At 45.9% G+C, this 15,064-nt stretch carries 15 protein-coding genes, 2 tRNA genes and 3 other RNA genes; 1 reads left to right on the top strand and 19 read right to left on the bottom strand.

Going from position 1 to position 15,064, the window contains the following annotated elements:
* Positions 1 to 86 precede the first annotated feature (86 nt).
* Positions 87 to 839: a 2,3-diphosphoglycerate-dependent phosphoglycerate mutase gene (gpmA, locus tag YWE_RS0107970; protein WP_029094047.1), complete on the top strand. Its 753-nt coding sequence runs from the start codon at positions 87 to 89 to the stop codon at positions 837 to 839.
* A gap of 66 nt (positions 840 to 905) precedes the next feature.
* Here the strand turns inward: gpmA and aroG are convergent, their stop codons facing one another.
* The 19 genes from aroG to sucC all read right to left on the bottom strand — a co-directional run bounded on the left by aroG (position 906) and on the right by sucC (position 14,976).
* Positions 906 to 1,958 (bottom strand): 3-deoxy-7-phosphoheptulonate synthase AroG, encoded by a 1,053-nt coding sequence (aroG, locus tag YWE_RS0107965; protein WP_029094046.1) that lies wholly within the window; start codon positions 1,956 to 1,958, stop codon positions 906 to 908.
* A gap of 739 nt (positions 1,959 to 2,697) precedes the next feature.
* Positions 2,698 to 2,821: non-coding RNA, RtT sRNA (locus YWE_RS29550), on the bottom strand.
* 44 nt (positions 2,822 to 2,865) lie between these two features.
* Positions 2,866 to 2,989, bottom strand: a non-coding RNA gene (locus YWE_RS29545) — RtT sRNA.
* Between the two features lie 44 nt (positions 2,990 to 3,033).
* Positions 3,034 to 3,157: non-coding RNA, RtT sRNA (locus YWE_RS29540), on the bottom strand.
* A gap of 44 nt (positions 3,158 to 3,201) precedes the next feature.
* Positions 3,202 to 3,277: transfer RNA gene (locus tag YWE_RS0107960), tRNA-Lys, on the bottom strand.
* Positions 3,278 to 3,333: 56 nt separating this feature from the next.
* Positions 3,334 to 3,409, bottom strand: a tRNA-Lys gene (locus YWE_RS0107955).
* Between the two features lie 176 nt (positions 3,410 to 3,585).
* Complete coding sequence (gene cpoB, locus YWE_RS0107950) at positions 3,586 to 4,341, bottom strand: cell division protein CpoB (RefSeq protein WP_029094045.1); 756 nt, start codon at positions 4,339 to 4,341, stop codon at positions 3,586 to 3,588.
* 9 nt (positions 4,342 to 4,350) lie between these two features.
* Positions 4,351 to 4,863: a peptidoglycan-associated lipoprotein Pal gene (gene pal / locus YWE_RS0107945; RefSeq protein ID WP_029094044.1), complete on the bottom strand. Its 513-nt coding sequence runs from the start codon at positions 4,861 to 4,863 to the stop codon at positions 4,351 to 4,353.
* Between the two features lie 47 nt (positions 4,864 to 4,910).
* Complete coding sequence (gene tolB, locus YWE_RS0107940) at positions 4,911 to 6,203, bottom strand: Tol-Pal system beta propeller repeat protein TolB (RefSeq protein WP_029094043.1); 1,293 nt, start codon at positions 6,201 to 6,203, stop codon at positions 4,911 to 4,913.
* A 137-nt stretch (positions 6,204 to 6,340) separates the two neighbouring features.
* Positions 6,341 to 7,384, bottom strand: coding sequence for a cell envelope integrity protein TolA (gene tolA / locus YWE_RS0107935; protein WP_029094042.1), 1,044 nt, complete (start codon positions 7,382 to 7,384; stop codon positions 6,341 to 6,343).
* A gap of 17 nt (positions 7,385 to 7,401) precedes the next feature.
* Complete coding sequence (gene tolR, locus YWE_RS0107930) at positions 7,402 to 7,833, bottom strand: colicin uptake protein TolR (protein ID WP_029094041.1); 432 nt, start codon at positions 7,831 to 7,833, stop codon at positions 7,402 to 7,404.
* Positions 7,834 to 7,847: 14 nt separating this feature from the next.
* The gene (gene tolQ, locus YWE_RS0107925; RefSeq protein WP_036015457.1) at positions 7,848 to 8,531 is read right to left on the bottom strand and encodes a Tol-Pal system protein TolQ; all 684 of its coding nucleotides are present in this window, start codon (positions 8,529 to 8,531) and stop codon (positions 7,848 to 7,850) included.
* The gene (gene ybgC / locus YWE_RS0107920; protein ID WP_029094039.1) at positions 8,528 to 8,932 is read right to left on the bottom strand and encodes a tol-pal system-associated acyl-CoA thioesterase; all 405 of its coding nucleotides are present in this window, start codon (positions 8,930 to 8,932) and stop codon (positions 8,528 to 8,530) included. Before ybgC ends, tolQ begins: the two co-directional genes overlap by 4 nt.
* Positions 8,933 to 9,074: 142 nt before the next feature.
* On the bottom strand, positions 9,075 to 9,368 hold the full coding sequence (gene ybgE / locus YWE_RS0107910) for a cyd operon protein YbgE (protein ID WP_029094038.1): 294 nt from the start codon (positions 9,366 to 9,368) through the stop codon (positions 9,075 to 9,077).
* Positions 9,369 to 9,373: 5 nt separating this feature from the next.
* Positions 9,374 to 9,472: a cytochrome bd-I oxidase subunit CydX gene (gene cydX, locus YWE_RS29535; protein WP_029094037.1), complete on the bottom strand. Its 99-nt coding sequence runs from the start codon at positions 9,470 to 9,472 to the stop codon at positions 9,374 to 9,376.
* Positions 9,473 to 9,495: 23 nt separating this feature from the next.
* Positions 9,496 to 10,635, bottom strand: coding sequence for a cytochrome d ubiquinol oxidase subunit II (gene cydB, locus YWE_RS0107900; protein WP_029094036.1), 1,140 nt, complete (start codon positions 10,633 to 10,635; stop codon positions 9,496 to 9,498).
* Between the two features lie 14 nt (positions 10,636 to 10,649).
* Entirely contained in the window at positions 10,650 to 12,221 is a 1,572-nt protein-coding gene (gene cydA, locus YWE_RS0107895) for a cytochrome ubiquinol oxidase subunit I (RefSeq protein WP_029094035.1), read from the bottom strand.
* A gap of 677 nt (positions 12,222 to 12,898) precedes the next feature.
* On the bottom strand, positions 12,899 to 13,810 hold the full coding sequence (sucD, locus tag YWE_RS26890; protein ID WP_051323247.1) for a succinate--CoA ligase subunit alpha: 912 nt from the start codon (positions 13,808 to 13,810) through the stop codon (positions 12,899 to 12,901).
* Positions 13,810 to 14,976 (bottom strand): ADP-forming succinate--CoA ligase subunit beta, encoded by a 1,167-nt coding sequence (gene sucC, locus YWE_RS0107885; protein ID WP_029094034.1) that lies wholly within the window; start codon positions 14,974 to 14,976, stop codon positions 13,810 to 13,812. Before sucC ends, sucD begins: the two co-directional genes overlap by 1 nt.
* Positions 14,977 to 15,064 lie beyond the last annotated feature (88 nt).

Raw genomic sequence — 15,064 nt, 5'->3', positions numbered from 1 at the left:
TGCTATTTACTATTTAAGTTCCTCTCGCCTAGAGTACAATGATAATCATTATCATTAAATTCGACAGTTTATTTAGGAGAAAAATGATGGCTGTAACAAAATTAGTGTTGGTCAGGCACGGTGAAAGTGAGTGGAATAAAGAGAACCGCTTTACTGGCTGGACCGACGTTGAATTATCTGACAAAGGCCGTGCGGAAGCCATTCAGGCCGGTGAATTGTTAAAAGCCGAGGGTTTCACCTTTGACTTCGCCTATACCTCGGTGTTGAAACGGGCTATTCATACTTTGTGGAATATTCTGGATCAAATGGATACTCAGTGGCTTCCGGTCGAAAAATCGTGGAAACTCAATGAGCGCCATTATGGTGCCCTGCAAGGGCTGAATAAGGCCGAAACCGCTAAAAAGTATGGCGATGAGCAAGTTAAGCTGTGGCGCCGCGGATTTGCCATCACTCCGCCAGAATTAACTAAAGACGATCAACGCTATCCCGGTCACGACCGACGTTACGCCAATCTGGCAGACGCTGAATTGCCTGTGACAGAAAGCCTGGCGACCACCATTGAACGGGTTATCCCTTACTGGACCGATGTTATCAAGCCGCGCATGGCGAAAGGTGAACGCATTATTATTGCCGCCCACGGTAACTCTATTCGCGCCATGGTGAAGTATTTAGATGATATGAGTGAAGATGAAATTCTGGAATTGAACATCCCGACCGGCGTACCGCTGGTTTATGAGTTTGATGAAAAGATGAAGCCAATTAAACGCTATTATTTAGGCAATGCTGACGAAATTGCCGCTAAAGCAGCCGCAGTGGCTAATCAGGGAAAAGCTAAATAGGGCTAAGCGTAAAACAAAGAACAACGGGAAAGCCGTCGCTTTCCCGTTTTGTTGCGTAGAGTAAGGCTATTTACGGCGTGCTTTTACTGCATCAGCCAGATTTTTCAGCAGAAGCTCAGTATCATCCCAGCCAATACAGGCATCGGTTACGCTCTGGCCATAGGTCAGTGGCTGTGCACCTTCTAAATCCTGCGCTCCTTCAACTAAATGGCTTTCAACCATTACACCGGTAATGGCGGAGTCTCCGGCAGAGATTTGCTGGCAAACGCTATCACAGACATCCATCTGCTTTTTATATTGTTTGCAGCTGTTGGCATGGCTGAAGTCAATCATCACGTTAAGCGGCAATTTGGCTTTATTCAGCGCTTCTTTAACCGCCGCAACGTCTTCTGCACTGTAATTGGTCACTTTTCCGCCGCGCAAAATAATATGGCAGTCATGGTTGCCGCGCGTATTGACGATGGCTGAATGACCATACTTAGTCACGGATAAGAAACAGTGAGGTGCGCCGGCTGCATTGATGGCATCAATAGCCACTTTAATCGTGCCGTCAGTACCATTTTTAAATCCGACCGGGCAAGATAATCCGGAAGCCAGTTCGCGGTGAACCTGTGATTCGGTAGTACGAGCACCAATTGCGCCCCAGCTCATTAAGTCAGCCAGATACTGTGGCGTAATCATATCCAGAAACTCACCGGCCGTCGGTAATCCACTGTCATTGATATCCAGCAGTAATTTACGCGCAATGCGTAAACCATCGTTGATCTGATAGCTATGGTCTAAATGAGGATCGTTAATCAGCCCTTTCCAACCGACAGTGGTGCGCGGCTTTTCAAAATAAACGCGCATAACGATTTCCAGCTCATTATCAAAACGTGAGCGGATGTCTAGCAGGCGGCGTGCATATTCTAATGCGGCTTTGGTGTCATGAATTGAACAAGGACCAATAACGACCAGCAGACGATCGTCTTCTCCGGTGAGAATGTTATGAATAGCTTCGCGCGCACCGGCTACGGTAACCGCCGCTTTCTCTGTTGCCGGGAACTTTTCCAGTAATGCTACCGGAGGTAATAATTCATTAATTGCTTCTATTCTTACGTCATCATTCTGGTAATTCATCTTCACTCATCCGGTGTCAAATAATACAAACAATATGACAGCCTACAACAATCTGCTATGTGCAAACAATACTATCAACGCATGTGTCGAATTACAGACAGTTACGCGGAAAAATTCCCCTTCTACGTACTTTTGTCTGATAAACATCATTCATCTCGAACAAATGAACTAAAGGTAAGCTTACACATCCTCATATTGAGCCTGACAATCATCCTAATGAAATTATTCTGGTTATTGATAACCCAGGTGGGATGAATAGATAAAGTTCCTTAGATTGGCATTCAGGGCGCAAGATTAAGATAGCCTTAAAATGATTATCTAAGATGCTAACTAGGGAAGTGTTCTAATTGAGGTTAAGGGTAAATTTCGCCCGCATGGATAGCATTGGAATATGGGTATTTTCTGGCGGTCGAGATGGCGGCATGAGGGAGTTTGGCTGTAGAAACGAAAAAAGCGCCTTAGGCGCTTTCAGATTGCTGACAAACCTCAAATACTAAAATTTAGGTGTTAAAAAACTTAAACGCAGGGAGAGCTTTCCGTTGGGGTCGTAGCAACTTTAGTTGCCGGAGGGCCCCTAGGAAAGGTAGGCCCGGAGCCCTCAAAGCTCAAAACCTCGCCCTTCGGCCGATAGAAAAAATAAATATTCCAATAATGATTATGCGGACGAAATTTGCACTGAAATCAAATTAGATCACTTTGTCATTAGTCTGAAAGCGCCTTAGGCGCTTTTCTCTGAAATTGGTGGGGCGTGCAGGATGACTCGGCCTGTGGCCTCGCCCTGCGGGCCGTTGTCTACGACAACGTTGTCTCGCTTCGCTCGGCTCGAACCTTTAGGTTCTCATCCAACACGCGTTAACTTTTTTAAGCCAGAAACGAAAAAAGCGCCTTAGGCGCTTTTCTCTGAAATTGGTGGGGCGTGCAGGATAACTCGGCCTTTGGCCTCGCCCTTCGGGCCGTTGTCTGCGACAACGTTGTCTCGCTTCGCTCGGCTCGAACCTTTAGGTTCTCATCCAACACGCGTTGACTTTTTTAAGCCAGAAACGAAAAAAGCGCCTTAGGCGCTTTTCTCTGAAATTGGTGGGGCGTGCAGGATAACTCGGCCTTTGGCCTCGCCCTGCGGGCCGTTGTCTGCGACAACGTTGTCTCGCTTCGCTCGGCTCGAACCTTTAGGTTCTCATCCAACACGCGTTAGCTTTTTTAAGCCAGAAACGAAAAAAGCGCCTTAGGCGCTTTTCTCTGAAATTGGTGGGGCGTGCAGGATTCGAACCTGCGACCAATTGATTAAAAGTCAACTGCTCTACCAACTGAGCTAACGCCCCAATTTCTTAATGCTTTATCGTCGGACCCAACGTAACTTCTTTAACTTCAAAAGAAGTGGTGGGGCGTGCAGGATTCGAACCTGCGACCAATTGATTAAAAGTCAACTGCTCTACCAACTGAGCTAACGCCCCAACGTTTTTACTGTTTCCAGTTATCCCCGGCAACGGCGGCATATATTACTGACTTCCTGAAAGTGTGCAACAATTAATTTATCTTTCAGAGTCTAACTGCCTGATTTTCACCCATACCAACTTATAAAATGTACAAGTAGGTAAAAAAATAGGCAGATTATGATGACTAAATACGATTACAGAGCCGCTAAACGTTTCTCTGCTTGCTTAGCAATATCGGTATTTGCGAACTGGCTTACCACACGTTGGTAAACGGCTTTCGCTTTATCTTTGTCACCCTTCTCTTGCATGATAATGCCAACTTTCAACATTGACTCAGCCGCTTTAGGTGATTTTGGATAATCTTTAACGACGGTAGCAAAATAGTATGACGCATCATCTTTTTTGCCTTTGTTATAAAATAACTGACCTAACCAATAGTTTGCATTCGATTGATAGGTTGATTTTGGATACTGCTTAATAAAGCTTTGAAATGCCTGAATGGCATTATCGTAATCTTTTTTTCCAACAACCAGCGCCACAGCATTATCATAATCCTGTTTTTCATTACCCGTACTGGCAGCAGAAGAACCTGTCGCAGTAGCCGTAGTTGAAGCAGTGCCGGTGGATGCCGCCGCGGTTCCTGAGGTCGCTGCAGATGCAGTTCCTTTAGAACTTAGCTCGTCCATTTGTTGCAAAATGAATTTTTGTCTTTCTACCGCTTGATCCAGCTGATACTGGTTGGTTTGGATCTGTCCACGCAGAGTATCGATATCTCTCTGCATGTCTGAAACCTGCTGCTGCAGTTGTGTGAATAACTGACTGTGTGCATCAGAAATTCGCTCAAGCTGAGTAATGCGATCGTCAGTTGAAGCAGCAATAGCAGCCCAAGGGGCTGCTATGCCAACCAGTAACGACAGACTTAATACATGATATCTGAAATTACTGTTCATATTTTTCTCTTAGTAAACCAGTACTGCACGACGGTTTTTAGCAAACGCTGCTTCGTCATGGCCTAGCACTGCTGGCTTCTCTTTACCGTAAGATACGATAGCGATTTGCTCACCAGATACGCCTTTTCCTTGCAGATACATTTTCACTGCATTAGCACGACGTTCACCCAGTGCGATATTATATTCTGGTGTACCACGCTCATCCGCATGACCTTCAACAGTCACTTTGAAAGATGGGTTTGAACGCAGGAACGCAGCATGCGCATCCAGCATTTGAGCGAAGTCAGAACGAACATCATAACGGTCAAAATCAAAGTATACGATGTTGTTTCTTTGTAGCTCTTGCATCGTTAAACGCGCTTGTTCATCAGCAGAACCGTAGCCGCCGCTGCCGTTTAACATTCCGCCATTACCACCTAAAGCAGACTGATCGTTGTCAGCGCTTTTATTGGAACTACATGCGGCCACAGCTAGAATAGGTAAAGCCAGCATCAGCCCTTTTAGCACTTTGTTCAGTTGCATTGTTTCGATCCTTTTATATAAGTTTGCCATACATATTTACACATGCATCACAGATACGGCGACCAGGCAGGGAATTTAACCTGACCCTCAGTCGTCGGAAGACGCGCTTTAAAACGCCCATCGGTCGACACTAAGCGTAATACGCTACCCAGCCCTTCAGTGGCGCTGTAGATAATCATAGTACCGTTAGGTGCGATGCTAGGCGTTTCATCTAGGAATGTATCAGTCAAGAGTTGCACCGATCCCGTTTCCAGATCCATTTTGGAGATGTGCTGCTGACCGCTCGCTGAACTCACCATAGCCATAAATTTGCCATCGGGTGAAACATCCGTATCTTGATTTTGATTACCTTCCCAGGAAACGCGAACTGGCACACCGCCATTAATATTCACTTTATAAATTTGAGGTCTACCGCCCTGATCGGAGGTATAGGCTAATGTTTGGCTATCCGGATACCAAGATGGTTCGGTATCATTACTCCGGCTACGCGTAACTTGAGTAATCTGGCTTGAAGCCAAGTCCATAACGTATAAATTTAAGCTACCGTCTTTAGACAGAGCAAATGCCAGCTTTTTGCCATCAGGCGAAAACGCAGGAGCACCATTATGACGCGGGAAAGAGGCGATGCGTTTAATTGCGCCATTAGCTAAAGTCTGCATCACTAACTCTGAACGTCCACTTTCAAACGTCACATAGGCAATTTTAGTTCCGTCCGGAGACCAAGCTGGTGACATCAGCGGCTCAGGAGAACGGTGAACGACGAATTGGTTAAAGCCATCATAGTCAGCAACGCGCAGCTCATGCGGATATTGGCCACCGGCTTTACGTACCACATAGGCAATACGCGTACGGAATGCGCCCTTAATTCCGGTTAACTTCTCAAAGGTTTCATCACTGGCAGTATGTCCTGCATAGCGTAACCACTGTTTAGTCACTTTATACTGGTTCTGAGACAGTACGGTTGGCGTTGCCGTAGAAGTATCAACCAGTTGATAAGATACTAAGAAACTGCCATCAGCACTTGGCTGAACCTGACCAATCACTACCGCAGTAATCCCTAGCGCAGACCACGCTGCAGGCGTCACTTCCGATACTGAAGTGGGTGCCTGAGGATTGCGAGACGGATCCAACGGATTAAATTTACCGCTGTTTCTTAAGTCAGACGCAACGATTTCAGCAATATTTTCAGGAGCAGCTCCTGAACCCGTCCATTTAAATGGTACAACGCCAATAGGTCGCGCTGAGTCAACACCTTGAGTGATGACAATTCTAACTTCAGCGTGTAGCACAGATGCCCATAGGATAAGCAGGCCCATAGCTAATCGAAATGCATGCTTCATGTTTTCTCCCTTATCTAGACCTTAGGGCCCGGATAAATTGCTCATTAATAATAAAGCCATATAACGTAAGCCTTAAAATATTGGTCATAACAAACCGTAAATCAAGTTTAAGCGTTATGTCTGTTTATATTGTTCCATCACTGAGGTTTAAAATCTATCGGAGCATTCTTAAACTTCTCATATATTGCTGCTGAAGGTGGTTTCGGTAACTTAGCCTGTCTTGCAGCCACCAGAGCTACCTGACAAAGCGCCGGATCGCCCCCTTCCGCTTGAACACTGATTAGCATACCGTCCGGAGCCATCTTAATCCGTAAGGTACAGGTTTTACCTTTATATAGCTGAGCATCAAAAAAGTTCTTCATCAGCGCAGCCTGAACCTGATTCATATAACCATCAACTTCGGGTCCTGAAGGACCAGCCTTAGCGCCTGTAGTGCCTGACGCGCCGTTAGCTGACGGTGCATTTTTATCTGAAGCCAGCCCGCCAAAGAGATCGTCGACGTCAGCATCTTGTTTTGCCGCAGCGGCGGCAGCCGCTTTTTTATCATCGGCCGCTTTTTTGGCATCTGCGGCTTTCTTAGCATCATCCGCCTTTTTCGCATCATCCGCCGCTTTCTGTTTTGCGGCTTCAGCCTGCTGTTTCTTCACTTCTTCTGCCGCTTTTTTAGCGTCAGCTTCAGCCTGTTTTTTCGCTTCAACTGCGGCGGCGGCGGCTTCTTTTTGCACTTTTGCTTCAGCGGCAGCTTTAGCCGCGTCAGCTTCGGCCTGCTTTTGGGCTTCCTGAGCCTTCTTAGCGGCCTGTTCTGATTGCTTCTGAGCTTCAGCTTGCTTCTTAGCCTCTTCTTGAGACTTCAAGCGATCGCGTTCTAAATCTTTTAACCGTTTTTGCTCAGACGCCTGCTGCTGTTTTAACTCTTCAGCCTGACGTTCCGCCTCTTGTTGGCGTAGTTTCTCTGCCCGCTTTGCATCTAACTTTTGCTGTTGTTGACGATCGGCTTGCTGAGCCATCGCATTAGGATCAACCATCACGGCATCAATCACACTCCCTCCGCCACCAGAAGGAGGCGGAGGAGGTTGCATAAATGCACCGATCGCTAAAATACCGACCACTAAAATATGCAAGATAATCGAAACCATGACGGAACGATTTAACTTGTCGTTTTGCTCTGTAGCCTTTCCCACGCGCTGTTTTCCAAAAACTAATTAATTGGCTGAGTCATCAGCCCGACAGACTTCACGCCAGCCTTATGAAGCATATTTAACGCTTTAATAACTTCATCGTAAGGAACTTCTTTAGCCCCACCGATTAAGAATACCGTTTTAGGATCTTCTGCCAATCGGGCCTGTGCTTCGGCAATCACCTGCTGTTCAGGAATTTGAGATATACGCTCTTTATCAATCACCAACGTATATTGACCAACGCCTGAAACTTCGACAATGATCGGCGGCTTATTATCCGTCGCCACTGCCGTTGAATCTGTTGCATCAGGTAAATCAACCTCAACGCTTTGGGTAATAATTGGGGCGGTTGCCATAAAAATCAACAATAACACCAACAATACGTCCAATAGCGGAACAATATTGATTTCGGCTTTAGTATCGCGACCACGCCGAGAACGTTTATACGCCACGTTAACCCCCTAGCTTATTTAGTCTCAGTAGAGAACGCCTGACGATGGAGAATGGTGGTAAATTCTTCCATAAAGTTGTCATAATTCTGCTCAAGCTTAACAACGCGCAGATTCAGGCGACTATGAGCCATTACAGCAGGGATTGCAGCAAACAGACCGATGGCTGTTGCAATCAAAGCTTCGGCGATGCCGGGTGCTACCATTTGTAAGGTAGCCTGTTTTACTGCACCCAAGGCGATAAAGGAGTGCATAATTCCCCATACGGTACCAAACAGACCAATATACGGGCTGATAGACCCTACTACACCGAGGAATGGAATGTGATTTTCTAAGTTTTCAAGCTCACGATTTAGTGACAAACGCATAGCACGCGTAGCACCTTCAATTGCTGCCTCTGGCGCATGATTATTTGCGCGATGAATACGAGCAAACTCTTTAAAACCAGAATAGAAAATTTGTTCAGATCCGCCTAACTCATCACGACGGGCACTGCTTTCTTGATACAGGCGAGATAAATCAATGCCCGACCAGAATTTATCTTCAAAGGCTTCAGCTTCGCGTCTTGCCGTACTGAGAATACGCGTGCGCTGGATGATGATAGCCCAAGATGCGATCGAGAATCCGACCAGAATCAGCATTACAAATTTAACGAGTAAACTAGCCTCTAAAAACAGGCTCATGATATTCATGTCAGTCACTTCTTTAACTCCGCGACAATAGACCTAGGAAGTTTCGTTGGCTTCATTAGGTGTGAATCAACACATGCTACTAACACATCGGCCTGGCTAAGTAATTTACCATTTTGGTCAAAGATGCGTTGTGCAAACGTAAGGGATGCGCCCCCGATAGCGACCACTTCAGTTTCAATCTCCAGCATGTCATCAAGACGGGCAGGAGAAATATACTCAACGGACATACGGCGGACAGCGAAAGCGACATGCTCACTCAGCAATTGTTGCTGATTATAATTGTATTGACGCAGCATCTCTGTGCGCGCTCTTTCATAGAAGGCTACATAACGCGCATGGTAAACCACACCACCGGCGTCAGTATCTTCAAAATAGACCCGGACGGGCCATTGGAATAGCAAGTTACTCACAATATATCCAGTCTAACTTAATAACTAACCGACTGATACTATACGCAAGAGCAAACCTCTTGGGAATGGGAAGAATGGATGAGAGCAAAAATAATTCTCAGTTAGGAAAACTGACCATTATTTTTGCTAATCGAGAAGTAGCTTATGATAAATAGTAGGCTAAACCTGCGATCAGGATCGCAATTGCCGGAAGAGGTGTAAAAAATGCCTTCCAACGTGTTTTATGCGGTCGAAAACCGACGCCGTGAATAATACCGGTACAGACAGCCCACATAATAGCAAAGCTTTGCCAGACGGCGATGTCACTGGTTTTAGCCGCAAACTGCGCAGGCTCCCAGAAAACACAGAACGCCATCGAAAACGCTAAGATTAAAGAAAGGGCCCGAATCGGGCCCTTATCCATAATAGCGTACAGTTTATTAAACACAGTACCCATTATATTTAGTCTTTATCCCCGTTATTGGTCTCATACCAAACGGCACCAATGATACCGGCAGCACAGGCAAGTAACGTTCCAAGACTCCAGGCAAAATACCACATTTTTTATGCTCCTAATGTTGATATCAATACAGTGCAGCGTGGTTGTCTTCGATATGTTTCTTATCAAGACGACCAAACATTTTGACGTAGCTCCAAATCGTATAACCCAACACGATAGGAACAAATATCAACGCAACAAAGGTCATGACGGTTAATGTCAGGTGACTAGAAGTCGCATCCCACATTGTCAGGCTCACATCAGGCACCAGGCTTGATGGCATAACGAATGGGAACATAGTGATACCTGAAGTGAAGATAACGCATGCAATCGTTAAAGAGGAGAATAAGAAACTCCATCCACCTTTATTGCAACGTGAAGAAATAATCGTCAGCAGAGGTAAAACTACGCCTAATGCAGGTACAGCCCACAAAATTGGATAGTTGTTAAAGTTAACTAACCATGCGCCAGCCTGATGAGCAACTTCTTTGGTCAGCGGGCTTGACGGTGCAGTGTGGTCCATAACGGACGTAATAATGAAGCCATCCATATAGTAGACAACCCAAACGCCGGCAGCGGCAAAGGCTAACATCACAACCAGGGCACTGATTTGCGTTGCGGCGCGAGCGCGCAAACGCAGTTCAGCCGTGGTTTTCATTTGCAGCCATGCAGCACCCTGAGTAACCAGCATCATCAGGCTAACAACGCCAGCGATAAGGGCAAACGGGTTCAACAATTGGAAGAAGTTACCGCTATATGTCACGCGCATTAAGTTATCAACGCTGAAAGGTACACCCTGTAACAGGTTACCGAAAGCAACACCGAAAACTAATGCCGGGACGAAGCTACCAATAAAGATGCCCGCATCCCACATGCTGCGCCAGCGCTGATCTTCAATCTTACCGCGATAGTCAAAGCCTAACGGACGGAAGAATAAAGCCGACAGAACCAGAATCATTGCAACATAAAAACCGGAGAATGCCGCAGCATAAACCATTGGCCAAGCTGCAAACAGCGCACCACCAGCGGTAATTAGCCATACCTGGTTGCCGTCCCAGTGGGGGGCAATGCTGTTGATCATAATACGGCGTTCAGTATTGGTCTTACCTATAATAGGAACCAAAATACCTACGCCCATATCAAAACCATCGGTAATGGCGAAACCAACCAGCAACACGCCAATTAACAGCCACCAGATAAATCGTAATGTATCGTAATCTAACATGTCTGGACTCCTGTTTACCGTGTTTCTTGCGCTATTGAAGCACTACTCTGCTCAAAATGATAACGTCCTGTTTTCAGAGCGCTTGGCCCCAGACGTGCATATTTAAACATTAAGAACATTTCAATAATGAGGAACAGCGTATACAGCCCGCAAATCAGAATGATCGAGAACCATATATCACCCGTTGTCAGCGAAGATGTCGCAGCAGCTACCGGTAATGTATCGGCAATTGCCCATGGTTGACGACCATACTCTGCGACAAACCAGCCAGCTTCAACGGCAATCCAAGGTAATGGAATACCGAACAGCGCCATGCGTAGCAGCCATTTTCTTTCGCCAATCTGGTTGCGAGCAACGTTCCAAACGCCCAAGCCTATAATCAGCAGCATTAAGAAGCCACAGGCGACCATCAGACGGAATGAATAATAAAGCGGAGCAACTTCTGGAATGGTACTCAGAGCCGCAGCTTTAATTTCTTGTTCAGTCGCATTATTAATATCTTTCGCTTGAGTTTGTAACAGAATACCGAAGCCAAGATCTTTTTTGGTTTGATCAAACGTATCGCGAACTGCCGGATCGTTATCACCTGAACGCAGTTTCTCTAACATTTGATACGCGGTAATACCATTACGAATGCGCAGTTCGTTCTCAACCACTAAATCTTTAATACCGGTAATTTGCGTATCCAGTGAACGGGTCGCAATGATCCCGAGCATATACGGAATTTCGATGGAGAAGTTGTTTTCCATCCGTTCCTGATTTGGAATACTTATGACGTTAAATGCAGCAGGTGCCTTTTGGGTATCCCACTCAGCTTCAATAGCAGCTAACTTAACGCGCTGCACATCACCCAGTTCACGACCAGATTCATCGCCTAACAGGATAACGGAGAGTACAGAAGCAAGACCGAAGCAGGCAGCAATCGCAAATGAACGCTTTGCAAAACCAATATCGCGTTTTTTCAGCAGGAAGTATGAGCTGATGCCCAAAATGAACATGGCACCCGTAACATAACCAGCGGAAACGGTATGTACAAATTTAACCTGAGCAACCGGGTTCAGAACGAGGTCGGCAAAGCTGACCATTTCCATACGCATGGTTTCATAGTTAAATTCTGACGCAATCGGGTTTTGCATCCAGCCGTTAGCAACCAGGATCCACAGTGCAGAAAGGTTAGAACCTAACGCAACAAACCAAGTGACAACCAAGTGCTGAACTTTACTTAGACGATCCCAACCGAAGAAGAACAGACCGACTAACGTTGATTCTAAGAAGAACGCCATTAGACCTTCGATAGCCAGCGGCGCACCGAAGATGTCTCCAACATAATGAGAGTAATAAGACCAGTTTGTACCAAACTGGAACTCCATGGTTAAACCAGTAGCGACCCCCAGTGCAAAGTTAATACCAAATAACTTGCCCCAGAACTTGGTCATATCTTTATAGATTTGCTTACCCGTCAGCACATATACCGACTCCATAATTGCCAGCAAAAACGCCATACCCAGCGTTAGCGGGACAAAAAGGAAGTGGTACATTGCCGTCAAGGCAAACTGCAATCGTGATAGTTCGACGACATCAAACATCTTGACTCCTTGCTCCTCACAGGAAGGCTTTTGGGGAGATAATTATACATCCGGTATACCCAAAGCCTTACACCATACTCACCAAAGATGAGTGCCTTAAAATTTCTAATAAATCAAACATCAAGCAAAATTCGTTAACTCGACTATTCTAATGGTAGTGCTCTATTTTGAACTGCAAACGCTGCTATCCATTGGTAACAAATTATGCCATTACATCGAACCGCTTTATAACAATTCGAATACTACGCCTCTAATCCCTTACAATAAATAGGTATTTCACAATAAAACTAGAATTGTGAACTCAAATCAAAATTACCACGTCACACACATCCCAATAAAATGATCCAGAACAAGTTTGGCTAATTACACCATAGATTCATAATTTTTCAATTGGGTTTAACTGCTATTTTGACGATATCTGCTAAATAATATAGTCGATTACCGTAACTTAGCAACATCAATCACTTTTCATTAACACTAAAATAACATTTTATTCCATTTATCATAATTAAGGGCATTGAGATAAAAGCGACCGGCAGAGAAAGAATATTAAGGACTGAAGAATTCATTGCTATTGATTGCTCATAAATACAACACCTTTATCTCCCCTCCCCTGTTATTTGTCGATAAAAAAAGCCGCTTTCGCGGCTTTCTTAAATAAACAGCTTTAATTCAAATTAATTAACTTCGGCAGATACATTTTTGGCAGCATGGGACTTACTGCCCAAGGCTTTTTTTACTGCGTCACCGATATCCGCCAAGCTGCGAACCGTATAGACCCCAGCCGCTTCCAAGGCCGCAAACTTCTCATCTGCGGTACCTTTACCACCGGCGATAATCGCACCGGCATGGCCCATACGCTTGCCTTTTGGCGCAGTAACGCCGGCAATATAGCCAATAACCGGTTTAGTAACATGATTCTTAATATAAGCAGCCGCTTCTTCCTCTGCCGAACCGCCAATCTCACCAATCATCACAATGGCTTCAGTTTGTGGATCTTGTTCAAACAGTTTCAGAATATCGATAAAGTTGGAGCCCGGAATAGGATCACCACCAATACCGACGCAGGTCGATTGCCCAAAACCGGCATCCGTGGTCTGTTTCACCGCCTCATAAGTCAGAGTCCCTGAACGAGAGACAATGCCGACGTTACCCTGTTGGTGAATATGACCGGGCATAATGCCAATTTTGCAGGCTCCGGGGGTAATAACGCCCGGGCAGTTTGGCCCAATCATTCTTACACCCAGCTGATCAACTTTGACTTTAACCGTCAGCATATCCAGCGTAGGGATCCCTTCGGTAATACAGATAATCAGTTTAATACCGGCATCTGCGGCCTCAAGAATCGAGTCTTTACAAAACTGGGCCGGAACATAAATGACTGATGCAGTCGCACCCGTGGCAACAACGGCTTCACGCACAGTATTAAATACCGGCAGGCCTAAATGTTCTGTTCCGCCCTTGCCCGGCGTCACACCGCCGACAAGTTTAGTTCCATAATCAAGCGCTTGCTGTGAGTGAAACGTGCCCTGACTTCCGGTAAAACCCTGACAAATAACTTTAGTATCTTTATCAATAAGTATGGACATTATTTCCCCTCCGCAGCAGCAACAACCCGTTGGGCTGCATCAGTTAAACTGGATGCGCCGATAATATTCAATCCACTTTCACTCAGTTTTTTCACCCCAAGCTCAGCATTATTACCTTCCAAACGTACTACCACAGGAACGTTGATGCCAGCCTCTCCCACTGCACCAATAATGCCGTCAGCAATTAAATCACAGCGAACAATGCCGCCAAAAATATTGACGAATACGGCTTTAACTTTTTCATCAGAGAGGATGATCTTAAAGGCTTCGGTCACGCGCTCTTTGGTTGCACCACCGCCAACATCAAGGAAGTTAGCCGGGTCGCCACCGTGAAGCTTCACGATGTCCATGGTGCCCATTGCCAGGCCCGCACCGTTAACCATACAGCCGATATTGCCGTCTAAAGCAACATAGTTCAGTTCCCATTGCGCGGCGTGAGACTCGCGGGCATCTTCCTGAGACGGGTCACGCATTTCGCGCAGCTCAGGCTGGCGGTACAGGGCGTTATTATCAACGTCCAACTTACCATCCAGACAGATTAAGTCTCCGGCCTTAGTCACCACCAGCGGGTTTATCTCAACTAAAGAGAGATCGCACTCAAGGAATAACTTACCAAGCCCGACAAAGATATTGGTAAATTCATTAATTTGTTTACCGCTTAATCCCAGCTTGAACGCCAGCTCTCTCCCCTGATAAGGCATCGGGCCCGTTAAAGGATCGAGAATCATTTTATGAATCAGTTCAGGCGTCTCTTCCGCAACTTTCTCAATTTCAACGCCGCCTTCGGTCGATGCCATAAAGACAACTCGACGGGAACTGCGGTCTACTACCGCACCAAGGTAAAGTTCACGGTCAATATCCGTCGCACTTTCAACCAAAATCTGACTAACCGGCAAACCTGCCGCATCAGTTTGATAAGTGGCCAGGCGCTGACCTAACCAGCGATGGGCAAAATCACGGATTTCATCTTTAGTTTTCGCCAGTTTCACACCACCGGACTTACCGCGTCCGCCGGTATGCACCTGACACTTGACTACCCAAGGACCGGCACCAATTTTTCCGGCAGCTTCAACAGTTTCTTGAGTTGTGTTACAGGCATAGCCTGTTGGTACCGGTAAGCGATACCGAGCAAACAGCTGTTTTGCCTGATACTCATGTAGGTTCATGATGTTCTATCCATTATTGTGGGGATTAAAGAACTGCGACTCTCTACGCTCAGGAGATCGCTACATAGCGACACTAAGCTCGAAAACA

This window comes from Budvicia aquatica DSM 5075 = ATCC 35567 (assembly GCF_000427805.1).
Lineage (GTDB): Bacteria > Pseudomonadota > Gammaproteobacteria > Enterobacterales > Enterobacteriaceae > Budvicia > Budvicia aquatica.
Note: the sequence above shows the minus strand (reverse complement) of the source record. Positions and strands in the feature narration are given on the sequence as shown.